Source organism: Mycobacterium sp. NGS24 (assembly GCF_059813065.1).
Genome location: NZ_JCALDW010000005.1, coordinates 69044 through 93068 on the forward strand (window position 1 = coordinate 69044; position 24025 = coordinate 93068).

Below are 24025 nucleotides of genomic sequence, written 5' to 3' on the forward strand. Positions count from 1 at the left end.
GTTCCTTTCGAACAAATATGTCCTGAATATTCACTCAGGTGAGTCAAGACTTTACATCTAGGCACAACGACGATGGAGTCATGACAATCACGGCGCTTCGACCCAACGTCGGCGGTGCATTGCGTTCGCGGGTGATGAAGTTTGCCGAGCGGATCGCGATGCCGCTCGCCACGCCGCTGGTCCCGGCCGATTACCTCGACGTCATCGACCCGCTCCGCTCGGCTACGACGCTGCGGGGTCGGATCGTCGCGATCAACCCAGAAACGCGCGACGCCGCCAGCCTGGTGATCAAGCCCGGTCGGGGCTGGCGCTCGCACCTGCCCGGTCAGTACGTGCGGGTCGGGGTCGATGTCGACGGCGTGCGACAGTGGCGGGCCTACTCGCTGACCTCCACGATTCACCGGCGGGACGGCTGCTTCGCGATCACCGTGAAGGCCATCCCGGGTGGCGTCGTCAGCAACCATCTGGTGCGGCGCACCACCGTCGGCACCGTCATCCACCTCGACCGGGCTGCCGGTGATTTCACCCTCGGCGATCGGCCGCCCGCCAAGATTCTGTTCCTGACCGCGGGCAGCGGCATCACACCGGTGATGGGGATGTTGCGCAACATGGCCGACGTCGGTGACGGCAGCCCCGACATCGTGGTGGTGCATTCGGTACCCACGGCCGACGACGTCATCTTCGGCTGGGATCTGCGGATGCTGGCGCGGCAGGGCCGAATTCGCTTGGTGGAGAGGCACACCGACACCGACGGAAAGCTGGACGTGGCGCGCTTGGCCGAGGTGGTCCCGGACTTATCCGAGCGCCACACCTGGGCGTGCGGTCCAGCCGGGTTGCTCGACGCGATCCAGCAGCGTTGGGCCGCTGACGGGATCCCCGACCGGCTGCACATCGAACGATTCCGCCCGGCCGTCGTCGCCACCGGAGAAGGTGGCACCGTCACATTCGCCAAGAGCGGCAGGGTCGTGCAGGCCGACGGTTCCCAGACGTTGCTCGACGCCGGGGAGCGGGCCGGAGAGCTGATGCCTTCCGGGTGCCGGATGGGCATCTGCTTCGGCTGCGTCGTCCCCCTCAACAAGGGTGCCGTACGCGATCTGCGTAACGGCGCGATCACCATGGCCACCGACGACGGCGGCGACCCCGGATCCCGGGTGCAGGTCCAGACCTGCGTGTCAGCTGCCGCCGGCGCTTGCGAGCTCGAACTTTAGAGGAGCCAATATGACTGTGTCCCAGACCGACCCGACCGCTCACCTGTCCGACCGCGACATCGAGGAGCTGGGCCGCGAACTCGACGCGATCCGCGAACACATCCTGGCCAGCCGCGGCGAACGGGACGCCGCCTATATCCGCCGGGTCATCACCGGTCAGCGCAGACTCGAACTCGCCAGTCGCGCAATACTGTTGTTCTCGCTGTTTACGCCGGCCTGGGTGATCGGCACGGCCGGCCTGGCGATTTCCAAGATCGTGGAGAACATGGAAATCGGACACAACGTGATGCACGGACAGTGGGATTGGATGCGTGATCCCAAGATTCATTCCACCACCTGGGAATGGGACAACGCATCGCCGGCGTCCATGTGGAAGCACTCGCACAACGAGGTGCACCACACCTACACCAACGTGCTGGGCAAGGACCACGACCTCGGTTACGGCATCATGCGGGTCGACGAGAATCAGCGGTGGAAGCCGTTCTACTTGGCCCAGCCGTTGTGGAACTTCATCAACGCCTGCCTGTTCCAATACGGGATCGCCGCTTACGATCTGGAGATCGGCAAGTATCTGCAAGGCCGCAGCGACAAGGACGAGTTCCGCCGCCAGGGCAGGCAGGTGCTGGCCAAAGTGCGCAAGCACCTGACCCGCGACTATGTATTGCACCCGCTGTTGTCCGGACCCGCAGCGGTGACGACGTTGACCGCAAACCTGACCGCCAACCTGATCCGCAACTGGTGGACCCATTCGGTGATCATGTGCGGGCACTTCCCGGACGGCGTGCAGACCTACGAAAAGTCGTCCATCGACGGCGAAACCCACGGTCAGTGGTACCTGCGCCAGATGCTGGGTTCGGCGAACATCAGCGGGAATGCCTTCCTGCACTTCATGACCGGCAACCTGTCCTTTCAGATCGAGCACCACCTGTACCCCGACCTGCCCAGCAATCGCTACCAGGAGATCGCACCGAAGGTGCAGGAGTTGTTCGAGCGTTACGGGCTCACCTACACCACCGGTAGCCTGCCGCGTCAGGTGGCGTCGGCGTGGAAGAAGGTCTTCAAGCTCTCGTTGCCCAACGATTTCCCGCGCCGAGCAGTGCGGACCATCGCCGGCGAGTTGAATGTCGGCAGTCCGCGTCCGGTCGGTCGGGCCGCCTAGGTCGACCCTGAGCTCGAGGAAATACCTGCGACGAAAACACAAGGGTGGCTTATGGTTTCGTCCCTGGGCTAGCGAGTTCGCCAGGCGGCGGTGTTTCACCGGACGGCACCACCGGGTATGCATCAGTAATGCCGCAGTCCAAAACCCGGGAGTCCGGGTCGCCGCCGCGTGGGCTGACGCTGGGCTACACCGCGGTTCTGGCGCTGATCGCTGGCTTCGTCAACGCGGTGGCGTTGCTGATCCTGGCCTTCCCGGTGGGCAATCTCACAGCAGTAACGACCCAGCTGGGCATGAAAACCGCCAACCCGTGGCTCTATGAGGGCTACATCCTGGTCGCCATTCTGGTCGGATTCCTGGGCGGCGCCACGCTCGCGGGGGTGCTGCTGGCGCCCACCCAGGCTCTCACCGGTCGACGGCATGCCGTGTTGCTCATTCTCGAGGCGGTGCTGCTGGTGCTCGCCGTGGTGGGGGTGGAGTTGCGCCCGATCAAAGATTTCATTGCCGCGACCCCCATCGAGCCCGCGTCCGTGCAGGCGATGCTGGCGGCCGCGGCACTCGGCCTGCAGAACGGTTTGACATCGAGCATCCGCGGAATGTCGGTGCGCACCACCCATTTCACCGGAACCGTGACCGACCTCGGGCTGCTGCTCGGCCGCAGTCGCGAGCACGGAATCGACAAGTGGAAGGCGGCGATCCTGTCCACCACGCTGTTGCTGTTTCTCGCCGGTGGCGTGATCGGGCTGCTGTTCGGCGCCCGGATAGGCGTGCACGCCCTGCTGATACCGGCGGCCTCCTGCGTCGCGGTAGCGGTCGCCAGCGTGCTGTACAGCCGCAGTTATCGCGATGACCAGCGCGACGACGCCGTCGAATCGGTCCCGGCCAACTGAGCGGACCGGCTGTGACAATGCTTACCTACCGCAGGCCGGGCGTGGGCATCGTGATAGCGTGCAGTTAACCGTCTGACGTGCCAATCGCCTGCGCGTCGTAGACCGTTCTCTCGCTGGCGAAACTGGGTTTATCCAATCATCCAGCCCTCGAAGCTTTGAACGTAGTTGCCGGGCAACCGCTTCGGCGCTATTGCGGCGATCGATTTTGCCCACCGGCAATCTCGCCACCTCGGTCCGAACCGAAGACTCTGAAAGCACTCTCCTATGACGACAACTCCATCCTTCGCCGACCTCGGTGTCGGCGAGCCGATTGTCCGCGCGCTCGCGGCCGGCGGCATCACCACTGCGTTTCCCATTCAGGTTGCGACGCTTCCCGATACGCTGGCCGGTCGGGACGCGCTCGGTCGCGGCAAGACCGGAAGCGGTAAGACACTGGCCTTCTCCATTCCGCTGGTGGAGCGAGTGGCCCAGCAGCGCCCGTCCCGCGGACCACGAGGACTGGTGCTCGCGCCCACCCGGGAATTGGCCTCCCAGATCGCCGCGGTCCTCGAACCGTTGGCAGCCGCACACCGACTGAAGGTCACCACGATCTTCGGTGGGGTGCCCCAAGGCCGGCAGGTGGCAGCCCTACGGGGCGGCATCGACATCGTCGTCGCGTGCCCGGGCCGACTCGAAGACCTGATGAAGCAACGGCTGGTCAGTCTCGATGCGGTCGCGGTCACGGTGCTCGACGAGGCCGACCACATGGCCGACCTGGGTTTCCTGCCGGCCGTCACGCGCATTCTGGCCGCGACGCCGGCGGACGGCCACCGGATGTTGTTCTCGGCGACGCTGGACAACGACGTCGACAAACTCGTCCGGCGATTCCTCCGCAACCCGGTGACACACAGTGTCGATGCTGCCGACTCGCCGGTACCAGCCATGACCCATCACGTGTTCCACGTCGATGGCGTGACAGCCAAAAGAGAGCTCGTGCATCGACTTGCCTCCGGCAACGGCCGCAGGGTGTTGTTCATGCGGACCAAGCATCAGGCCCGGAAACTGGCCAAGCAGCTCACGGAGGCCGGCGTGCCTTCAGTTGACCTGCACGGCAACCTGTCTCAGCCTGCGCGGGACCGCAACCTGGCAGCTTTCACCACCGGCGCGGCGCGCGTCCTGGTGGCCACCGACATCGCAGCGCGGGGCGTGCACGTGGACGCGGTGGAACTCGTCGTGCATGTGGATCCGCCCGCCGACCACAAGGCCTATCTGCACCGCTCCGGTCGTACCGCGCGCGCCGGCAACGCCGGCGACGTGGTCACCGTGGTGCTTCCTGAACAGCGCAGAGAACACCAGTTGTTGATGCGTAAGGCGGGTATCGACGTACGGCCGCAACAAGTCACCGTTGATTCCGCGCCGGTGCATGCCCTGGTGGGTGAGGTTGCCCCGTTACGGCCGTTCGTTCCGGCGGCACCGGTGGCAGTGCAGGCTCCCAAGAGTGGTGGGTCCCGCAGGCGGCGGTCCGCGACTCCGCAGCAGCGCAGGTCGCCGCATCGTGTCCAGGGGACGGTGAGTACCGAGGCGGTCAGCCGTCAGGGCGCTCGGCGGCGTCGGGCGGTGCGTCCGCAACAAGCCCGGTGAGGCGCGGACCTCGACACGTTAGCGCCTGTCGCGCAACGCGATACCGACATTTGGTGCCCCCGGCAGGATTCGAACCTGCGACACCGGCTTTAGGAGAGCCGTGCTCTATCCCCTGAGCTACGAGGGCGGGGCGACCGTCGGACTGGCGGCAAACGCCCGACTGATCGATTTGCGTTGCGGCACTCCGCGACGTTCGCATCGCGGCGTGCGGCCTCAGCGTACCGCCAGCGGGCGTCGTAGCGCTGCCGGGTCGGCGCAGCCCGTCCGCACCTCAGACACCGCCGGCGACGAACCGGGCCGGTTCAACCGACGGTGATCGCGCGTGTCACCGCGGCGGCGACCTCGTCGTCGGTCAGCGTGCTGCGTTCGATCAGCGTGTGTGAAAGCACTGTGCGAACGATGATTTCGGCCGCCTGCATGGCCGGCAATAAGGGACGCGGGTATTCGGTGGCGGCAATCGCCGGGGCCACGGTGGCAGCTACGGTCTGGACGACGTTCAGCCTCGCGTCGCCGATCCGAAGCACTGCCTGCAGCAACCAGTGCGGTTCGTGGTCGCGCACATAGCTGAAGGCGGCGTGGTCTCGCAGGTACCGCAGCGCCGCAAGGACGGTCGACGAGACTATCGTCATCGGATCCGCGTCCGTACCGACCCTGGTCATCACATCGACGGCCATGTGCTGAATTTCGTGCTGGGCCACCGCGGAGATCAATCCGTCTTTGTCGCCGAATTCGCGATAAGCGGTGGCGCGGGAGACGCCCGCGCGCGCAGCCACCTGGCTCAGGGTCAGGGAATCGATGCCGCTTTCGGCGATCAATACCAGCGTCGCCTGTCGCAGGGATTCGGACGAACGGGTTGAGGCCATCACCGGTATTTGTACCGCAGGACACCGGTGGCGGACTGTTGACGGCCACTCCTGCTGAGACTAGCGTCGACATCAGTCTCAGTAACTAGCAGCGAGGAGTCTGCCTGGTGGTCAACTCGACGCAGACGCCCGACCTCGACCTGACGGACTTGCCGGCGCTGCGCCGCTACCTGGCGTCGCTGTCACCAGGTGAAAAGGCGCAGGCCACCGACCGACTCGCAGCGCTGTCCAGCGCAGACCTGCTCAGTCTCGGCGTCAGCGAACCGCAGTACACCGAATACGACTACCAGGTGGAGGACGTCGAGGGGACCATCCCTCCGGACCTACGTGGCACCCTGTACCGCAACGGTCCCGGACGCTGGGAGGACCACGCCGGCCGACCACTTCACCACCTCTTCGACGGCGACGGCATGCTCTCCGCCTTCACCATTGGCGACGGCGGTGTCCACTATCGAAACCGCTACGTGCGTACCCGCCACTACCGGGGCAGGTCCGGAACCACCCATCTCGGCACCGCAGCGCCGGGCGGTTGGCGAGCGAATATTGCGAAGACGCCACCAAACCTGGCCAATACCAACGTGATCGAGCATGCCGGGCACATCTATGCGCTCTGGGAAGGCGGCGCTCCCTACGAGATCGATCCCGAATCGTTGGAGACGGTCGGGGTATGCCGATTCGACGGGCAACTACGCCCGATGGCGACGTTTTCGGCGCATCCCAGCGTCTGTCCGGACAGCGGTGACATGTTCAACTTCGGTGTCGAATTCCTGCCGCGGCCGCACCTGCGCATCTACCGCGCCGATCCGCGAGGCGCCCTGCGACATGAGCGATCGGCCCGGTTGCCCTATCTGGCGATGGTGCACGATTTCGCCATCACGCAGCGCTACCTGGTCTTCCTGGTTTCGCCGATAGTCGCCAATCTGCTGGACATCGGGCTGGGCCGCAAGCCGATCGGCGATGCGTTGTGTTACCGGCCGGAACGGGGAAGCGCCTTCATCCTGGTGCCGCGCGACGGCGGCCGGATCCGTCACATCGACACACCGGCGGTGCTGCAATTTCACCTCAGCAACGCCTACGACGACGGCGACGACGTCGTCGTCGACGTCATCACCTACGAGAACCCGCGCCTATTGCGTAGCATCGCGCGGTTCCAGACCACGCCGCTGCGTGGGTCGCCGTCGGAATTCACCCGGTTCCGTCTCACCAGGTCGGGCCGCGTCATCCGAGATAGGTTGAGCAACAGCGTCTGTGAGTTTCCGCGTCACCATCCGGACCGCGAGGGCCGCCCGTACCGCTACGCATATCTCAACACCCGCCGGGAGCTGTCGTCGCTGTACGACTCCGTCACCAAACTCGACCTCGACGACGGTACTGAGACGACGTTCACCGCCGCCGGGCCCGGAAACAGTTTCTGCGAACCGGTTTTCGTGCCCCGTCCGCAGGCGGACAGCGAGGACGACGGCTGGTTGTTGACCGTGGAGTACCAGGCCGGCCAACACGTGTCCCGGCTGGTCATCTTCGACGCCAGGGACCCCGGCCGTGGCCCGATCGCCAGCGCCCAACTCACCCAGCACATCCCGCAGGGATTCCACGGCAACTTCGTGCCGCGGCGGCGCCCAGCGTGAACGGCGCGCCGCCGACTCGGCGTGTCGTGCCGCGATATCCACGGTCGGGGACGGCGGTCATGGCCGTGCAGCGTTCAGCGCAATTCGGCGATCACCTTGGAGAAGTTCTCAATGTTGTTGTCCTGCACGGTAATAGACGTGATTCCGTAGATATCGCGGTATTGCCGCAACGTGTCGGCGATCTCGCGTGGCGACCCGCTGAGCACTGAGGGCAACGCCAGCAGTTCTTCGTCGGACAGGCCCGGTGTGTACCGGCGCGTCATCGCCAAGTCGGGTTGAGTTTCGCCGTCCCGAGGCATCGACGTGACCGCCAGATTCAATTCCAGCGAGTCGAAGCGGTCGCCGGCTGCGGCACGGACGAACTCGACCCGTTCGGCCAACGGGTCCTCGACATCGCGCACCCGGGCTCCGGTCAGCCCGATGATGTGCGCGTGCCGCGCGGCCAACGTCAACACCCGGTCTCCGTTGCCGGCGATCAGGATAGGCATCTGCGGGTGGTGCTCGCTCAGATACCTCGTCATGTGCCCGAGGTAATCGACCCGTGCCCCGGCACTGGGATACGGCAACTCGGCGGCCTCGAATTCCTCTCGCACATAACCGGTTCCGAGGCCCACCTCGAGCCGCCCCCCGCTGATCAGATCGAGCCCACCCAGGTCGCGCGACAACAGGGCCGGCTTGTAGAAGGCGGCATTGAGCACGTACATACTCAGCCGCAGCCTGGCGGTGACCATGGCGACCGCGGTCAACGTCGGGAAGGGTGCTGCGGCGCCGAGGTGGTCTGGCACACAGAGGATGTCGAATCCGTTATCTTCGGCACGCCGGGCGGTGTCCACCAGCGCATCGCGGGACTTGAAGAAACGCATGCTCAACCCGAAGCGAAAATCCTTGGCCACCAATAACCTCCATCTAGTCCGAAGAAACCTGGCGCAGGAAGTCGATCCAATGTTGCGGCAGGCCGTGGTGGACGGCGCCGTCGAGGATGCGCGGCAGGTAGCCCTGCCGCGGCGGGCCGGTCGTCACCCGCGGGTCGATGTACACCCAGGCCGGTGCCGGTCCGCCGCGGGTCTGCACGGTCAGCTGGTCCCGCCGGTAGCGCACCGGCACTCCTTCGGCGCTGTCCAGGCGCGCCAGGTCGTAGTCGGACAGCCACCACAGCACGCCGTGTACTTCGCCGCCGGCCCGCGGCTCGACGGTGGCCACTCCGCGTTCGTTGATCAACCAGTTGTGGTCGCACAGCACTGCCGGCTGTGCGCGGCCTGCGTCGGGACAGCGTGCCGCCATCTGCTGTACGCACAGGTTGGATCCGTATGCGAAGTAGGGGTGCCGGCGGACCGGCATTCAGCCGGTCACCGTCAGATAGATCAGCACCACGTTGAGCAGACTAATCATCGTTGCGACCACCCAGCCAATGACGGTGGTGACCCGGTGGTTGACGTCGACACCCATCAGCCCACGGTCGGCGGTGAGCCTGACCAGGGGCAGCACCGCGAACGGGATGCCGAAGGACAGCACCACCTGGGAAAGCACCAGGGTGCGGGTGGGGTCGACGTGCAGCGCGAGCAGTGCGACCGCGGGAGTCACCGTGACGAGGCGGCGCACCAGCATCGGGACCGACCAGTTCAGCAAACCCTGCATGATCATCGCCCCGGCGTAGGCGCCCACCGACGAGGAAGCCAGACCGGAGGCCAGCAGCCCGAGGGCGAACAGCACGGCGATGCTCGGGCCCAAGGTGTCGCGGACCGCGGCGTAGGCGGCGTCGATAGACCCGACGTCACCGTGGCCGCGCATGTTCAACGCGGCCACCAGCAGCATTGCGGCATTCACCCCGCCGGCGATCACCATCGCCACACCCACGTCCCAGCGGGTGATGCGCAGAATCCGGCGCCGGGGCGGGCCGGGGTCGGGTTGGCCGTGCCGGTCGCGCGCCAGTCCGGAGTGCAGGTACACCGCGTGCGGCATCACGGTGGCGCCCAGGATGGCTGCGGCCAGCAACACGCTTTCGGTGCCCTGGAAGCGCGGCACCAACCCGGACAGCACGTCGGCGGCCGGCGGGGTGGCGACGAAGAAACTGGCGGTGAAGCCCAGCGCGATCACCAGCAACAACCCGGTGATGACCACCTCGAAAAGGCGCTGGCCCCGTCGGTCTTTGATCATCAGCAACAGCAGGGAGATCACGCCGGTGATTAGCCCACCGAGCGGCAACGGCAGACCGAACAGAATGCGCAACGCGATGGCCCCGCCGATCACCTCGGCGACATCGGTGGACATGGCCACGATCTCAGCCTGTGCCCAGAACACCAGTCGGGCCGGCCGCCCCATCCGCTGGCCGATCGCCTCGGGCAGCGAGTGCCCGGTCACCAGGCCGAGTTTGGCCGAAAGGTACTGGACCAGCCCGGCCATCACGTTGGCCGCGACGATGACCCACAGCAGCAGGTAGCCGAACTGGCTGCCCGAACTGACATTGGCGGCGACGTTACCCGGGTCGACGTAGGCGATCGCGGCAACGAACGCCGGACCCAGCAGGTACCAGCTCGCCTTGCCCGGGGTGGTTGTTACCTGCGCCAACTCACCACCCCTTCTTGATCCACATGACCGAATAAAAAAGTGAGGGTATCCGAAACCAGCCGGGCGTAGCCAGCGGCCGGGCTGCCCCGGGTTACCCGTCACAGGTCCGGGACTGGGATCTCCAGGTTGGGGAAGGTCAGACCGCCGTCCACCTCCAGCGTCTTGCCGGTCAGGAAGCTGCCGGCTGGTGCGGCCAAATAGACTGCGGCAGCGGCGATGTCGAGAGGATCGCCGAGCCGGCGCAACGGTGTGGCCTGCTCCATCGGCGTACGTAGCTCGTCGTTTCCGGCCACCACGTCGAGCGCTGAAGTCAGGATCGACCCGGGCGCGATCGCGTTGACCCGGATGCGCGGGCACAGGTCCAATGCCGACAACCGGGTGTAGTGCGACAGCGCGGCCTTGGCGGTGCCGTAGGCCGCGAAACCGCGGCCGGCCAGCCTGCCGATGGCTGAGGTGATGTTGATGATGCTGCCGCCACCGGAGTGCTCGAGCATCAATGGCGCCGCGGCAACGGTGAGCGCATGCGCGGTGGCTACGTTGAACGTGAAGGCGTCCCGGAGGTCCTTTGTCGAGGTGGTCAGCAGCGTGTTGGGCATGCTGCCGCCGACGTTGTTGACGACGATGTCCAGTTTCCCGAACGCGTCGATCGCCTGTGCCGCCAACTGCGCGGTGTCCTCGGGGTGGGCGAGGTCGGCGGCGACGACATGCGCGCGGCGACCCACGGCGCGGACCTGCTCGGCGACCTCGTCGAGTTGGGACTGAGTCCGTGAGGCGATGACGACATCGGCTCCGGCTTCGGCGAACGCCAGTGCGATGGCCGCACCCAGACCGCGTCCGGCGCCGGTGATGACGGCGACCTTGTCGTCGAGGCGGAAGCTGTCGAGGATCACTGCGGTCTCGTTTCACTGTCGGCCGCCACGGCGGGCTCGCCACCACGTCGGCGGAGTTCTGTAACAGGTTCTAGTTTCGCACAGCGGCTCGGACCGGCGGCCGGTGGCGCGGTATCGGGCGTTCGGGCTGCCAATACCGTTGCGGCCCAGAACAACCGGCGTCACAGGTGAAGATGACGTGGCCGGATACCGAGGATCGGGAATCATCGACTCTTTCACCCTGCGTAACCTGTTGTTAATGTAGCTGAAAGGCTGCAATGAAAGGGGTTATTGCGAGCCGCGACGGGTGGGCGGCATCTGATATGTTTCATCACTACCGTTAGGAACTGGATTGAAACTCAACCGATTTGGTGCCGCGCTGAGTGTCCTGGCCGCAGGCTCACTCGTGTTGTCGGCGTGCGGCAGCGACAATAACAACGCAGGCGGGGGAGGCCAGAGCTCGTCCTCGGGCAACGTCAGTTGCGGCGGGAAAAAGGCGCTGAAGGCCAGCGGTTCCTCCGCGCAGAACAACGCGATGACCCGCTTCGGTAAAGCCTTCGAAACGGCATGTCCCGGCCAGACCCTGAATTACACATCCAACGGCTCGGGCGCCGGCATCAGTGAATTCAACGGCAACCAAACCGATTTCGGCGGTTCGGACTCGCCGCTGAGTAAGGATGAAGCGGCCGCGGCGCAGCAGCGGTGCGGATCCCCGGCGTGGAACCTGCCGGTGGTTTTCGGGCCCATCGCAGTCACGTACCACCTCGACGGCGTGAGTTCGCTGAACGTGGACGGGCCCACCCTGGCCAAGATCTTCAGCGGCGAGGTCAAGACCTGGAACGACCCCGCGATCGCTGCGCTCAACTCGGGGACCAACCTGCCGGCCACCGAGATCCACGTCGTCTTCCGCAGTGACGAGTCGGGAACGACGGACAACTTCCAGCGTTACCTGGACGCTGCTTCCAACGGTGCCTGGGGCAAGGGCGCCGGCAAGGCATTCAAGGGTGGCGTCGGTGAGGGTGCGGCCAAGAACGACGGCACCGCACAGGCGGTCAAGACCACCAACGGTTCGATCTCCTACGTCGAGTGGTCGTTTGCTCAGGCCCAGCAGCTGAGCATCGCCAAGATCATCACGTCGGCGGGTCCGGATCCGGTCACCATCGGCACCGAATCGGTCGGCAAGACGATCGCCGGAGCCACGATCGCGGGCCAGGGTAACGACTTGGTGCTGGACACGATCTCGTTCTACCGGCCGACCCAGCCGGGTTCGTACCCGATCGTGCTGGCCACCTACGAGATCGTCTGCTCGAAGTACCCCGATGCTCAGGTCGGGATGGCGGTGAAGGCCTTCCTGCAATCGACCATCGGTGCCGGCCAGAATGGCTTGGCGGACAACGGGTATGTCCCGATCCCGGACTCGTTCAAGCCGAGGTTGTCGACCGCCGTCAACGCCATCTCCTGAGCTGAGTTGACATGACCACAGCCCCGCTGGCAAAAGAAGCGCTAGCGGAGGTGAACGCTCGCGCGGCGCGGCGGGCCGACCGTCTGTTCAAGTCGGCCGCCGCGGCCGCCGGGTCCACCATCGTGGTGGCGATCGTGCTGATCGCGGTATTTCTGTTGATCAAGGCGATTCCGTCGCTGCGGGTGAACACGGTGAACTTCTTCACCAGCGCGCAGTTCGACACCGCCAGCGACCGCAAACTGGCGTTCGGTATCCGGGACCTGTTCATGGTCACCGTGCTCAGTTCGGTCACCGCGCTGGCGTTGGCGGTGCCGATCGCCGTCGGCATCGCGGTGTTCGTCACCCAGTACGCGCCGAACCGGCTCTCCCGCCCGTTCAGCGCCATCGTGGATCTGCTGGCGGCGGTTCCGTCGATCATCTTCGGGTTGTGGGGCATCGCCGTACTGGCGCCCTATTTGGAGCCGATCGCGAGGTTCCTGAACCGGAATCTGGGGTGGCTCTTCCTGTTCAAGCAGGGCAATGTGTCGCTGGCCGGCGGTGGCACGATCTTCACCGCGAGCATCGTGCTTGCCGTGATGATCCTGCCGATCGTGACGTCGGTGTCGCGCGAGGTGTTCCGGCAGACACCGCTGATGCAGATCGAAGCCGCGCAGGCGCTCGGTGCCACGAAGTGGGAGGTGGTGCGGATGACCGTGCTGCCGTTCGGTCGAAGCGGCGTGGTGGCGGCCTCGATGCTGGGGCTGGGCCGCGCCTTGGGAGAAACCGTCGCGGTGTTGGTCATCCTGCGTGCCGGCGCCCGCCCGGGCAACTGGTCGCTGTTCGACGGCGGCCACACGTTTGCCTCCAAGATCGCCTCGGCGGCAGCCGAATTCAGCCGGCCGCTGCCTACCGGTGCTTACATCTCCGCGGGTTTTGCGCTGTTCGTGCTGACCTTCCTGGTCAACGCCGCCGCTCGCGCCATCGCCGGCGGAAAGGTCAACGGATGAGCCAGCTCAGCGCCGACGCGCTCGAGCGGCCGGTCAAGGCCGTCGTCTTCCGCCCGTTGAGCACCGCGCGTCGGGTCAAGAACTCTGCGGCGACGGTCTTCTTCTTTGCCTCCTTCCTGATCGCCCTGGTGCCGTTGATCTGGTTGCTCGGGGTAGTGGTCATCCGCGGCTACTACGCAGTCATCCGTCCGCAATGGTGGACCCATTCGCTGCGCGGTGTGCTGCCCGAGGAGTTCACCGGGGGCGTCTACCACGCCCTGTACGGCACCTTGGTGCAGGCCGGGATGGCCGCCGTCATCGCGGTGCCGCTCGGGCTGATGACGGCCGTCTACCTGGTGGAGTACGGCACCAGCCGGCTGGCGCGGGTAACCACCTTCATGGTCGACGTGCTCGCCGGGGTGCCCTCGATCGTGGCGGCCCTGTTCATCTTCAGCCTCTGGATCGCGACCCTGGGATTTCAGCAGAGCGCATTCGCCGTGTCGTTGGCGCTGGTGCTGCTGATGTTGCCGGTGGTGGTGCGCTCCACCGAGGAGATGCTGCGGCTGGTCCCCGACGAACTGCGCGAAGCCAGCTACGCGCTGGGCGTTCCGAAGTGGAAGACGATCGTGCGGATCGTGACTCCCATCGCCATGCCCGGCATCGTGTCGGGCGTGCTGCTGGCGGTCGCCCGGGTGATCGGGGAGACCGCGCCGGTGCTGGTGCTGGTCGGGTACGCCCGATCGATCAACACCGACATCTTCAGCGGCAACATGGCCTCGCTGCCGCTGCTGATCTATACCGAGCTCACCAATCCCCAGCGCGCCGGATTTCTGCGGGTCTGGGGAGCCGCGCTCACCCTGATCATCATCGTTGCGGTGATCAACGTGGTAGCCGCGGTGGTGCGGTTCCTTTCCACCAGGCGAGCCTGATCGGTCACTGCGCGATGCGCAGCACCCTGCCGTTGCCGCGGTCGGCGACGTAGACGTTGCCCTTCTTGTCCACCGCGACCGACAACGGCGTGTTCAAACCGGTGAACGGCAACTCCACCGATGTGGTGGCGCCGGCGGGGAGTTTCAGCACCGTGTTGTTGTCGTGGTCGGTGACGTAGACGTTGGCGGCACCGTCGACCGCGATCCCCCACGGCGCGGTCAACCCGGTGAAGGGCAACTCCACCTGGTTGGTGGTCCCCGCATCCAACCTCAGCACTCGATGGTTGTCGGTGTCGGTGACGTAGATGTTGCCGTCGCTGTCCACCGCCACCCCGTCGGGGCTCTTCAACCCGTTGAACGGCACCTCGACCTGCTCAGTGGCACCGGCCGGCATCTTCCACACCTTGCTGCTGCCGCGGTCGGCGACGTAGACGTTGCCCTGAGCATCGATCGCCACACCTTCGGGGTAGCTCAGGCCCTTGAACGGCACCACCACCTGGTTGTTGGAGCCGGCCGACAACGACACCACCCGGTTGTTGAAGTCGCTGACGTAGACCTTCCCGGAGGCATCCACCGCGATGCCCTGGGGTTCGTAGAGCCCGTTGAACGGTTTGACCGTCGGTGAGGACGAGCCTTCGGGCAACGTCACCACCTTGCCGTACATGGTCTGGTTGGTGACGTAGACGGCGCCGCTCGGGTCGACGGCAACCCCGCCCGGCGCGAACCGGAAATTCAGGCCGTTGAACGGCATCACGACCTGGCCTTTGGCCTGCCCCGAGTCGCCGCCCGCCCCGCCGTCGTCCTTTCCGAACAGCAGGAACCCGGTGACGGCCGCCACCACCAACAGGACCGCGGCCGCCGCCGCGCCGATGATCAGCGGCTTGCGCGACTTGCCGGCCGGGGGTGGCGTCGTGGTGGCATGGGGGCCGGACGGTTGGTGGTACGCCGGCGGGCCGCTCTCGCCGCGTCCGGCGGCGGCTCCGGGCTGGCTTGCCCAGCCCGCTCCCACCGGGGCGGCCTGCGTGAACTGCTCGGAGTTGCCGGCCGGGGCGGGAGGCCAGCCGCCGGCATTCGACGGCAACGGCTGGGCCATGGTCTGGTCCCCGCTGTGATACTGGGCGGCCGGCAACCGCTGGGTGTGATCGCCGCTTTGGAACGGCGGAACCGGGGTCCGCAGTGTCTGATCGCCGGTGGGGAACGGCGGAACCGGGGTGCGCTGGGTTTCTCCTCCGGTGTGGTAGCCGGGGGCAGGTGAGTGCATGGTCTGCGCACCCGACGACTGCGGACCTGCGCCGCTCTGGCTGTTCCAGCCGCCGTTCAAACTCGGGTCCACGACCGGCGCGATCAGCGTCTGGTTGTCGCCCTGCCGCAGGATGGTGGCTTCCTGGCGCTGCTCGGGCGTGGTGAGCGCGTCGTGGGCGGCGCTGGCCAGATCCCCGGCGGTCAAGTAGCGCTCGTTGGGGTTCTTGGCCATGCCCTTGGCGATCACCTGGTCCAACGCCTCCGGCACGCGACCCGGCCGCAGCACGCTGGGCCGTGGCACCGGCTCCATGAGATGCGAGGCGATCAGTCGTTCGACGCTGTCCGCCCGGTAGGGGGGTGCACCCGTCAGACACTCGCCCAGCACACAGGCCAGCGCATAAATGTCAGCCCGGTAGGTGACCTCGTCGCTGGTGAACCGTTCCGGGGCCATGTAGTTGTAGGTCCCCACCGCCATCCCGCTCTGCGTCAGGCCCGGGTCGTGGGCGGCGCGGGCGATGCCGAAGTCCACCAGGTAGGCGAAGTCGTTGTTGGCGATCAGGATGTTCTCGGGTTTGACATCGCGGTGGGTGATGCCGCTGGTGTGGGCGGCGTCCAGCGCGGCGGCAATCTGCTTGACGATGGCCACCGCCCGCGCCGGGGTCAGCGGGCCGTACTGGGTCAGCATTGAGCGCAGCGACACCCCGTCGATCAGGCGCATCTCCACATAGAACTGACCGTTGATCTCGCCGTAGTCGTGGATCGGCACGATGTGCGGCTCGGTCAGCCGGCCGGCGGTGTCGGCCTCGCGCTGCATCCGGGCGGTGAAGACCGGGTTGTCGGAGTAAGCCGTCGAGATCAACTTGAGCGCGACGACGCGGTGTTTGCGGGTGTCCTCGGCCTCGTACACCTCGCCCATGCCGCCGCGACCGATGAGACGCACCAACTGGTAGGGCCCAAACTGCGACCCCACCCGCGATTCCGACCCGGTACTGGTCACCGTTCGCTGCTCCCTTCCCCGGCCACCCGGCGGCGTGACCGCTACGGCAGCTACGACATTCGGACGCGGTCAGCGCAGGTCGCACCCAAACTGATGGTTAACACACGGTAAATCCTAGGAGAGCAGGCACACAACACAATCTCGGGACTCGACGTGAATTTCCAATCACGAGTGCGTAACGGACCCGGACAATGCCGGCGGCGGGGCATGGCGCCGACCGTGGCCGACATACGCGGCAGATGGCCAAAGCCGTTCGGATGCAACGTCGTAAGCCGGGGCCCGTCGCCGCGGTGGCCGATCACGCGATCGCGTTGACGACCGGCACCAGTTTCGAGCGGAACGATTCCGGCAGCGGGATGTAGCCGTATTCGTCCAGACCGACTTGGCCGTCGCCAATTGTGGCCTGCATGAACGCCTTTACCGCTTGCCCGGTGGGGGTGTCGGGGTACTTCGAGCACACGACCTCGTAGGTGACCAACACGATCGGATAGGCACCGGGTGTCGTCGGCAGATAGAACGACGAGGTATCCACGATCAGGTCGCGCTCGTCGCTGCCGGGCTTGAACTTGACTCCACTGATCGTCTTGCCGACCGTCTCCGCGCTGATCGACACCGGCTGGGGGCCGGCCGAGGTGATGATCTGGGCCTTCCTGAGCTGGTGGCCCTCGGCGAAGGACCACTCGTTGTACGTGATCGAACCGTCGGTCTGCTTCATGGCCTGCGAGGTGCCGTCGTTACCGTTGGCGCCTTCGCCGACGCCGCCGTTGAACACCTGACCGGCGCCTTTGCCCCAGGCGCCGTTGGACGCCGCGTCCAGGTACTTCTGGAAATTGTCCGTGGTGCCGGACTTGTCGGCACGGAAGACGACGTGGATGGGCGTCGCGGGTAGGGCGGTGTTGGTGTTCAGCGCCTTGATCGCGGGGTCGTCCCACTTGGTGATGGCGCCGTTGAAGATCTTGGCGATGGTCGGACCGTCCAGGCTGAGCGAACTGACGCCGTTGATGTTGTAGGTGACCGCGATCGGGCCGAACACGACGGGAATGTCCCAGGCCGGCGAACCGCAGCGTTCCCGCGCGCGGTCGGGCTCACCTTTGTCGGCGTTCATCGGGGAGTCGGAACCGGCCAAATCGGTCTGGCCGCCGATGAACGATGCCATCCCGGCGCCCGACCCGTTGGCGTTGTAGTCCAGGGTGTGACCCGGACACGCGTGAATGAACGCATAGACGAACTGTTCCATCGCGTTCTTCTGTGCCGTGGATCCTGCTGCCAGAATCTTCTTCTTGCCGCCGCAGTCCACCGGTACGACGGGAGTTGCCGAACCCGACGACGTCGCCTTGTTGGAACTGCCGCCACAACCGGCGAGCAGCAGTGCGCTGACCACCAGCAAGCTGAGTGCGACGCCAGATCGGGTGAACTTCACGGCAACTCCTCTGCAGACTCAGGGCCGGCAGCACGCGACGGGCTTATGTGAACAGCCGACCCTCTGAAGGTGAACTCAGGATGTCACTGGTGACCCCGTGCCGGTCAAGGTCTATCAGGATTTCGAAGCCGCTTTGGAACCCGCCTTCTTGGCGGGGGCTTTCTTGGCCGGTGTTTTCTTGGCCGCCGTCTTTTTCGCGGGCGTCTTCTTGGCTGCCGACTTCTTGGTCGTAGCCGTGCTGTCACCCGAGCGCGCCTTGACGCTGGCTTCCAGCTTGGCGAGCAGATCGGAGACGTCCTCGGTCTCGTCCAGCTCGGTGGGCTTTTCGTCGACGGTAAACGCTTCCCCCCCTTCGAGTTTGGCGTCGACCAATTCTTGCAACTGCTGTTGGTAATCGTCGTGGTAGCGATCGGGGTCGAACTCGTCGGCCATGGACTCCACCACCTGACCGGCCATCTTCAGCTCGGCCGGCTTGACCTCCACTTCCTTGTCCAGCACCGGAAAGTCGGGGTCGCGGATCTCGTCGGGCCACAGCAGGGTGTGGATCACCATGACGTTGCGCTTACCGAAGTCTTTGACGCGCAACGCGGCCAGTCGGGTCTTGTTGCGCAGCGAGAAGTGCACGATCGCCATCCGGTCGCTGTCGGCGAGCGTTTTCGCCAGCAGCACATACGATTTGGATGACTTGGAGTCCGGCTCCAGAAAATAGCTGCGGTCGAACAACATCGGGTCGACTTCGCTGGCCGGCACGAATTCCAGTACCTCGATCTCGCGGCTGCGCTCCTCGGGCAGGGTGGCGATGTCATCGTCGGTGATCACCACCGACCGACCGTCGTCGGATTCGAAGGCACGCGCGATGTCGCCGTATTCGACGACCTCGCCACACACCTCGCAGACCCGCTTGTAGCGGATGCGGCCGTTGTCCTTGGCGTGCACCTGGTGGAACTTGATGTCGTGGTCCTGGGTGGCGCTGTACACCTTGACCGGGACGTTGACGAGCCCGAACGCGATCGAGCCCTTCCAAATGGAGCGCATTTGGCCAGTATGCCGCTACTTGACGGCCACCCGCGTCAGGTGGGCATGCCTGCTCAGTGCGCGCCTGCGTGCCCGATGGCCAGCGCCGACCTCAGGGCCGCCGCATCGAGAGCCGATGTCAGCGCGTCGAGTCCGATCTGGTGTAGGGCATTTCGCCGGTCCCCGCCCAGCAACCCGTGCTCCCAGAGTGAGTCGAGCAGGCCGACCATGAACGCGTCGCCGGCGCCGACGGTGTCCACCACCTGCACCGGACGCGCCGGCACCGCGACCTCGCCGGCGGCACACAGCGCCAGCGCGCCCTGCGCGCCCATGGTCACCACCACCACCGCGGGTCCGGAGGCCAGCCAGCCGCGCGCGGTGTCCCGCGGTAAACGGTCGGGTGCGAGCCAATGCAGGTCCTCGTCGCTGACCTTGACGAGGTCACTGCGCTGCACGAACTTGGCGACGCGGTCTCTGGCCTGCTCGCGGTCGACGATCAACGACGGCCGAACATTCGGGTCGAAGGTGATGGTGGCCGAGACCCGGTAGGCATCCAGCAGCGCGGCCACCGCCAGGCAGCCCGGCTCGCGCACGGCGGCAATGGAGCCGGTGTGCACGAACAGCGGCGGCGGGACCGGTGGGGTGCCCGACAGTTGCCAATCCAGGTCGAACGAATACGTCGCCGACCCGTCCGCGCCGATCGTGGCCACCGCGGTGGACGTCCTGGCCGCGTCGACGCTGCCCGAAACCAGCTGCACCCCAGCAGCTTTGACGTAGTCCGCGATTCGACGGCCGGGCGGGTCATCGCCGATGTGGGTCAGGAAGTCGACACCGCGTCCCAGCCTGGCCAATCCGACGGCGACATTGAGTGGACTGCCGCCGACGTGCTCGGTGCGATTCGCCCCCGCGACGATGTCGATGAGTGCTTCGCCGATCACGAGGCCCTTCACGTGCCGTGCCCCATGTCGGACAGGTTACGTTGACTCTATGGGTTCGGCACCGGCGCAGCAGGTGAAGCTGACCAATGCCGACAAGGTCCTCTATCCGGCAACGGGGACCACCAAGCAGGACATCTTCGAGTACTACACCAGCATCGCCGAGGTGATGGTGCCGCACATCGCCGGGCGAGCGGCGACCCGCAAGCGCTGGCCCAACGGCGTCGACGAGCCGGCGTTCTTCGAAAAGCAACTGGCGTCGTCGGCGCCCGCGTGGCTGCCGCGCGCCAGTGTCACCCACCGGTCCGGTACCACGACATACCCGATCATCGACAGCGCGGACGGGCTGGCCTGGATCGCGCAGCAGGCGGCGCTGGAAGTGCACGTGCCGCAGTGGCGGTTCGTCGCCGAATGGACGCGGAAGGGCGCTGAAGAATTCAAACCCGGGCCGGCCACCCGCCTGGTGTTCGATCTGGACCCCGGCCCGGGGGTGACGATGACCCAACTGTCCGAGGTGGCTCGCGCGGTGCGGGAGCTGATGACTGACATCGGGCTCACCGTCCACCCGCTGACCAGCGGCAGCAAAGGCCTGCACCTGTACGCGCCGCTGGCCGAGCCGGTGAGCAGTCGTGGGGCCACGGTTCTGGCCAAACGTGTTGCGCAGCAATTGGAAAAGTCGATGCCGAAGCTGGTCACCTCGGTGATGGCCAAGAACGTGCGGGCGGGCAAGGTCTTTCTGGACTGGAGTCAGAACAGCGGCTCGAAAACCACCATCGCGCCCTACTCACTGCGTGGCCGCGAACAGCCCACCGTCGCCGCGCCCCGCAGTTGGGACGAACTGGACGACCCCGAACTGCGGCAGCTGCGGTACGACGAGGTGTTGGAACGCGTCGCCCGCGACGGCGACCTGCTCGCCGAGTTGGATGCCGATGTCCCGTTGCCGGACCGGTTGAGCAAGTACCGCAGCATGCGCGACGCCACAAAGACCCCGGAGCCGGTGCCGCGCGCCAAACCGGCTATCGGACAGGACAATACGTTCGTCATCCAGGAGCACCATGCCCGGCGGCTGCACTACGACTTCCGGCTGGAACGAGACGGCGTCCTGGTGTCGTGGGCGGTGCCGAAGAACCTGCCCGAGACCACGTCGGTGAACCATCTGGCGGTGCACACCGAAGACCATCCGCTGGAGTACGGCAGCTTCGAGGGCTCCATCCCGAAAGGGGAATACGGCGCGGGCAAGGTGGTCATCTGGGACTCCGGCACCTATGAGGCGGAGAAGTTCCTGGACGACGAAGTCATCGTCAACCTGCATGGCAGCAAGATCTCCGGCCGGTACGCACTGATCCAGACCAACGGTGACCAGTGGCTGGCGCACCGGATGAAGGACCAGAAAGTCTTCGATTTCGACGGGCTGGCACCGATGTTCGCCACCCACGGGTCGGTGGCAGGTCTCAAACCGAGCCAGTGGGCATTCGAAGGTAAGTGGGACGGCTACCGGTTATTGGTCGACGCCGAGCACGGTGCGCTGCGGCTACGCTCGCGCAGCGGTCGGGACATGACGCACGAGTACCCCCAATTACACGCACTGGCAGCAGATCTCGCTGACCACCACGTGGTGCTGGACGGCGAAGTGGTGGCACTCAACGATGCGGGAGTGCCCAGCTTCAACGAGATGCAGAACCGGGTGCGCGCCACCAGAATCGAATTCTGGGCCTTCGATCTGCTCTACCTGGACGGGCGTTCATTGCTGCGCGCCAAGTACGCCGACCGGCGCAAGCTGCTGGAAACCCTGGGCAGTGCAGGGGATCTCATCGTTCCGGCGTTGTTGCCCGGTGACGGCGCCGAGGCGCTGGACTATTCCCGCCGGCACGGGTGGGAAGGTGTGGTCGCCAAGAGGCGCGACTCGAGCTATCAGCCGGGCCGCCGTTCGGCGTCCTGGATCAAGGACAAGCATTGGAACACCCAGGAAGTGGTGATCGGTGGCTGGCGGGTCGGGGAGGGGGGACGCAGCAGCGGGATCGGGGCGCTGGTGCTGGGAATTCCCGGTCCGGACGGACTGCAGTTCGCCGGACGGGTGGGCACCGGATTCACCGATCTCGAGCTGGCAAGTTTGAAGAAGACGCTGGCGCCCCTGCAGACCGACGAATCACCGTTCCACCCGAAGCTTCCGGCCCGGGAGGCACGCGGGGTGACCTATGTCGAACCCGTGCTGGTGGGCGAAGTGCGCTACAGCGAGTGGACTCCGGACAACCGGTTGCGGCAATCGAGCTGGCGTGGGTTGCGACCGGACAAGAAACCAAGTGAGGTGGTGCGCGAATGAAGTGGGTGACCTACCGGGACGGAGATGACGAACGCGTCGGGGTGCTCTCCGGGACAGATATTCACGCACTGCCCTCGGGGGCAACGCTTTTGGCATTGCTCGAGAGCGGTAGTCTGCATGCGGCCGGTGAGACGGCGCTGCGTTCGCCGACGGATGTCGTGGCTCTGGCCGATGTGTCGCTGGCAGCCCCGATCCCGCGCCCACCGTCGATCCGCGACACGCTGTGCTTTCTGGACCACATGCGCAACTGCCAGGAGGCCACCGGCGGCGGCCGGGTGTTGATGGACACCTGGTATCGCATCCCGGCGTTCTACTTCGCCTGTCCGGCAACGGTACTGGGCCCATATGACGACGCACCGATGGCTCCCGGGAGCGTGTGGCAGGACTTCGAGTTGGAGATTGCCGCGGTGATCGGGACCGCCGGTAAGGACCTAACCGTCGAGCAGGCCGAACAGGCCATCGTCGGCTACCTGATCTTCAACGACTGGTCCGCACGCGACCTGCAGACGTTCGAGGGGCAACTGCGGATCGGGCAGGCGAAGGGGAAGGACAGCGGTGTCACGTTGGGGCCGTACCTGGTCACCGCCGATGAGCTGGCCCCTTTCAGCCGGGACGGCAGACTGAACCTGGAGGTGACGGCGCTGGTCAACGACACCGTCGTCGGGTCCGGATCGACCGGCACCATGGACTGGACCTTCGGCGAGGTCATCTCCTACATCTCGCGCGGTGTGCCGTTGCGCCCGGGTGATGTGATCGGCTCGGGCACGGTGCCGACGTGCACACTCGTCGAGCACTTGACCAAGCCGAGTTTCCCGGGCTGGCTGCGCGACGGGGATGAGGTGCGGCTGCAGGTGCAGGCGCTGGGGGAGACCCGGCAGACGGTGCGGGCTTCGCCGGCGCCGTATCCGCTGGCGCCGCGGCTCAATCCGGCGACGGCCCCCGGCCCGCAACGGGTCAACCCGGCACCGGCGAAGGTGCCCTACGTGCGCGGGTTGCACCAGGTGGGCGACCGGGTGTGGGCCTGGACCCTGCCCGACGGCGGATACGGTTGGAGCAACGCGGGTTTGGTGGCCGGCGACGGCGCGTCGCTGTTGGTGGACACACTGTTCGACCTGAGTCTGACCCGGGAGATGCTCGCGGCGATGCGGCCCATCACCGACGGTGCGCCGATCACCGATGCGCTGATCACACATTCCAACGGGGACCACACGCACGGCAATCAGCTGCTGGACGCCGCGGTCCGGATCATCGCGGCGCGCGGCACCGCCGAGGAGATCGCGCAGGAAACAGGCACCGACCGGCTCCGGGGTATCCAGCTGGCAGACCTCGGACCGGTCGCAACGTCGTTTGCCCGAGACCGATTCGGCCACTTCGATTTCAGTGGCATCGCTGTGCGCAACGCCGACGAGACCTTCGACCGTTCGATGAGCATCGACGTCGGTGGCCGCCGGGTCGATCTGTTGAACCTGGGGCCCGCGCATACCGCCGCCGACTCGGTGGTGCACGTGCCCGACGCCGGTGTGCTGTTCGGCGGGGACCTGCTGTTCATCGGTTGCACACCGATCGTGTGGGCCGGGCCGATCGCCAACTGGATCGCGGCATGTGACGCGATGATTGCGCTGGATGCGCCGGTGGTGGTGCCGGGGCACGGTCCGATCACGGACCCGGACGGAATCCGCGGCGTGCGAGGCTATTTCGTGCACCTCATCGAGCAGGCCGACGCGGCTCACGGGAAAGGCCTGTCGCTGGCCGAAGCGATCGACACCGTCGACCTCGGCGAGTATGCGTCGTGGCTGGACTCCGAACGCATCGTGGTCAACATGTTCCGGCGGTACTGCGAACTCGATCCCGACACCCCGCAGCCCGAGTTGCTGGGGCTGTTCGCGATGCAGGCGGAGTGGTTGGCCAAGCGGCAGAATTAGCGGCATCCAGGAAAACAGGCCCG

Annotated in this window: 18 protein-coding genes, 1 tRNA gene and 1 pseudogene; 10 read left to right on the top strand and 10 right to left on the bottom strand. The window is 66.0% G+C overall.

All coding sequences use genetic code 11. The annotated features are described in order from the left end of the window. Positions 1 to 80: 80 nt before the first annotated feature. The 4 genes from AC5Y6Y_RS09365 to AC5Y6Y_RS09380 all read left to right on the top strand — a co-directional run bounded on the left by AC5Y6Y_RS09365 (position 81) and on the right by AC5Y6Y_RS09380 (position 4874). Entirely contained in the window at positions 81 to 1208 is a 1128-nt protein-coding gene (locus AC5Y6Y_RS09365) for a ferredoxin reductase (protein WP_499929721.1), read from the top strand. A gap of 10 nt (positions 1209 to 1218) precedes the next feature. Then, positions 1219 to 2367 (top strand): fatty acid desaturase family protein, encoded by a 1149-nt coding sequence (locus AC5Y6Y_RS09370; RefSeq protein ID WP_499929723.1) that lies wholly within the window; start codon positions 1219 to 1221, stop codon positions 2365 to 2367. A gap of 128 nt (positions 2368 to 2495) precedes the next feature. Next, positions 2496 to 3254 (top strand): YoaK family protein, encoded by a 759-nt coding sequence (locus AC5Y6Y_RS09375; protein WP_499929725.1) that lies wholly within the window; start codon positions 2496 to 2498, stop codon positions 3252 to 3254. Positions 3255 to 3518: 264 nt separating this feature from the next. Continuing rightward, positions 3519 to 4874: a DEAD/DEAH box helicase gene (locus AC5Y6Y_RS09380; protein ID WP_499929727.1), complete on the top strand. Its 1356-nt coding sequence runs from the start codon at positions 3519 to 3521 to the stop codon at positions 4872 to 4874. A 51-nt stretch (positions 4875 to 4925) separates the two neighbouring features. On the opposite strand, the gene AC5Y6Y_RS09385 is transcribed toward AC5Y6Y_RS09380, so the two are convergent. Both AC5Y6Y_RS09385 and AC5Y6Y_RS09390 read right to left on the bottom strand, forming a co-directional pair. Beyond that, positions 4926 to 5001: transfer RNA gene (locus tag AC5Y6Y_RS09385), tRNA-Arg, on the bottom strand. 175 nt (positions 5002 to 5176) lie between these two features. Next, the gene (locus AC5Y6Y_RS09390) at positions 5177 to 5737 is read right to left on the bottom strand and encodes a TetR/AcrR family transcriptional regulator (RefSeq protein ID WP_499924762.1); all 561 of its coding nucleotides are present in this window, start codon (positions 5735 to 5737) and stop codon (positions 5177 to 5179) included. A 107-nt stretch (positions 5738 to 5844) separates the two neighbouring features. Here AC5Y6Y_RS09390 and AC5Y6Y_RS09395 point away from each other — a divergent pair, with 107 nt between their 5' ends. Continuing rightward, on the top strand, positions 5845 to 7362 hold the full coding sequence (locus AC5Y6Y_RS09395) for a carotenoid oxygenase family protein (RefSeq protein ID WP_463827364.1): 1518 nt from the start codon (positions 5845 to 5847) through the stop codon (positions 7360 to 7362). Positions 7363 to 7436: 74 nt separating this feature from the next. On the opposite strand, the gene AC5Y6Y_RS09400 is transcribed toward AC5Y6Y_RS09395, so the two are convergent. The 4 genes and pseudogenes from AC5Y6Y_RS09400 to AC5Y6Y_RS09415 form a co-directional block, all read right to left on the bottom strand. Beyond that, positions 7437 to 8255, bottom strand: a complete 819-nt coding sequence (locus tag AC5Y6Y_RS09400; RefSeq protein ID WP_499929730.1) for an LLM class F420-dependent oxidoreductase — start codon at positions 8253 to 8255, stop codon at positions 7437 to 7439. 28 nt (positions 8256 to 8283) lie between these two features. Further along, positions 8284 to 8700: pseudogene (locus tag AC5Y6Y_RS09405) on the bottom strand (gamma-glutamylcyclotransferase family protein); the annotation flags it as partial. After that, entirely contained in the window at positions 8701 to 9960 is a 1260-nt protein-coding gene (locus tag AC5Y6Y_RS09410; RefSeq protein ID WP_499924958.1) for an Nramp family divalent metal transporter, read from the bottom strand. A 65-nt stretch (positions 9961 to 10025) separates the two neighbouring features. Continuing rightward, the gene (locus AC5Y6Y_RS09415; RefSeq protein WP_463827366.1) at positions 10026 to 10817 is read right to left on the bottom strand and encodes an SDR family oxidoreductase; all 792 of its coding nucleotides are present in this window, start codon (positions 10815 to 10817) and stop codon (positions 10026 to 10028) included. A gap of 331 nt (positions 10818 to 11148) precedes the next feature. Here AC5Y6Y_RS09415 and pstS (AC5Y6Y_RS09420) point away from each other — a divergent pair, with 331 nt between their 5' ends. From pstS (AC5Y6Y_RS09420) to pstA, 3 genes are read left to right on the top strand one after another with little or no spacing between them, the layout of a single operon-like run. Further along, positions 11149 to 12258 (top strand): phosphate ABC transporter substrate-binding protein PstS, encoded by a 1110-nt coding sequence (gene pstS, locus AC5Y6Y_RS09420; protein WP_463827367.1) that lies wholly within the window; start codon positions 11149 to 11151, stop codon positions 12256 to 12258. 11 nt (positions 12259 to 12269) lie between these two features. Continuing rightward, a complete protein-coding gene (gene pstC, locus AC5Y6Y_RS09425) occupies positions 12270 to 13244 on the top strand; it encodes a phosphate ABC transporter permease subunit PstC (protein WP_463827368.1) in 975 nt (324 codons plus the stop codon). Continuing rightward, complete coding sequence (gene pstA, locus AC5Y6Y_RS09430; RefSeq protein ID WP_463827369.1) at positions 13241 to 14152, top strand: phosphate ABC transporter permease PstA; 912 nt, start codon at positions 13241 to 13243, stop codon at positions 14150 to 14152. The genes pstC and pstA overlap by 4 nt, the downstream gene beginning before the upstream one ends. Positions 14153 to 14156: 4 nt before the next feature. Here pstA and AC5Y6Y_RS09435 read toward each other — a convergent pair whose 3' ends face one another. The 4 genes from AC5Y6Y_RS09435 to AC5Y6Y_RS09450 form a co-directional block, all read right to left on the bottom strand. Next, positions 14157 to 16391 (bottom strand): serine/threonine-protein kinase PknD, encoded by a 2235-nt coding sequence (locus AC5Y6Y_RS09435; protein ID WP_463827370.1) that lies wholly within the window; start codon positions 16389 to 16391, stop codon positions 14157 to 14159. Positions 16392 to 16689: 298 nt separating this feature from the next. Then, complete coding sequence (gene pstS / locus AC5Y6Y_RS09440; RefSeq protein ID WP_463827371.1) at positions 16690 to 17811, bottom strand: phosphate ABC transporter substrate-binding protein PstS; 1122 nt, start codon at positions 17809 to 17811, stop codon at positions 16690 to 16692. 114 nt (positions 17812 to 17925) lie between these two features. After that, the gene (gene ku, locus AC5Y6Y_RS09445) at positions 17926 to 18846 is read right to left on the bottom strand and encodes a non-homologous end joining protein Ku (RefSeq protein ID WP_499929732.1); all 921 of its coding nucleotides are present in this window, start codon (positions 18844 to 18846) and stop codon (positions 17926 to 17928) included. Between the two features lie 53 nt (positions 18847 to 18899). Continuing rightward, on the bottom strand, positions 18900 to 19775 hold the full coding sequence (locus AC5Y6Y_RS09450) for a carbohydrate kinase family protein (RefSeq protein WP_499929734.1): 876 nt from the start codon (positions 19773 to 19775) through the stop codon (positions 18900 to 18902). Between the two features lie 37 nt (positions 19776 to 19812). On the opposite strand from AC5Y6Y_RS09450, the gene AC5Y6Y_RS09455 reads away from it, so the two are divergent. Then, complete coding sequence (locus AC5Y6Y_RS09455; RefSeq protein WP_499929736.1) at positions 19813 to 22080, top strand: ATP-dependent DNA ligase; 2268 nt, start codon at positions 19813 to 19815, stop codon at positions 22078 to 22080. Then, positions 22077 to 24002: a fumarylacetoacetate hydrolase family protein gene (locus AC5Y6Y_RS09460; protein ID WP_499929738.1), complete on the top strand. Its 1926-nt coding sequence runs from the start codon at positions 22077 to 22079 to the stop codon at positions 24000 to 24002. Before AC5Y6Y_RS09455 ends, AC5Y6Y_RS09460 begins: the two co-directional genes overlap by 4 nt. Positions 24003 to 24025: the final 23 nt, after the last annotated feature.

Bases quoted from the DNA above. Each gene is read 5' to 3' on its own strand.
- AC5Y6Y_RS09365 (WP_499929721.1), top strand. From the start codon at position 81: ATGACAATCACGGCGCTTCGACCCAACGTCGGCGGTGCATTGCGTTCG.
- AC5Y6Y_RS09370 (WP_499929723.1), top strand. From the start codon at position 1,219: ATGACTGTGTCCCAGACCGACCCGACCGCTCACCTGTCCGACCGCGAC.
- AC5Y6Y_RS09375 (WP_499929725.1), top strand. From the start codon at position 2,496: ATGCCGCAGTCCAAAACCCGGGAGTCCGGGTCGCCGCCGCGTGGGCTG.
- AC5Y6Y_RS09380 (WP_499929727.1), top strand. From the start codon at position 3,519: ATGACGACAACTCCATCCTTCGCCGACCTCGGTGTCGGCGAGCCGATT.
- AC5Y6Y_RS09390 (WP_499924762.1), bottom strand. From the start codon at position 5,737: ATGGCCTCAACCCGTTCGTCCGAATCCCTGCGACAGGCGACGCTGGTA.
- pstC (WP_463827368.1), top strand. From the start codon at position 12,270: ATGACCACAGCCCCGCTGGCAAAAGAAGCGCTAGCGGAGGTGAACGCT.
- pstA (WP_463827369.1), top strand. From the start codon at position 13,241: ATGAGCCAGCTCAGCGCCGACGCGCTCGAGCGGCCGGTCAAGGCCGTC.
- ku (WP_499929732.1), bottom strand. From the start codon at position 18,846: ATGCGCTCCATTTGGAAGGGCTCGATCGCGTTCGGGCTCGTCAACGTC.
- AC5Y6Y_RS09455 (WP_499929736.1), top strand. From the start codon at position 19,813: ATGGGTTCGGCACCGGCGCAGCAGGTGAAGCTGACCAATGCCGACAAG.
- AC5Y6Y_RS09460 (WP_499929738.1), top strand. From the start codon at position 22,077: ATGAAGTGGGTGACCTACCGGGACGGAGATGACGAACGCGTCGGGGTG.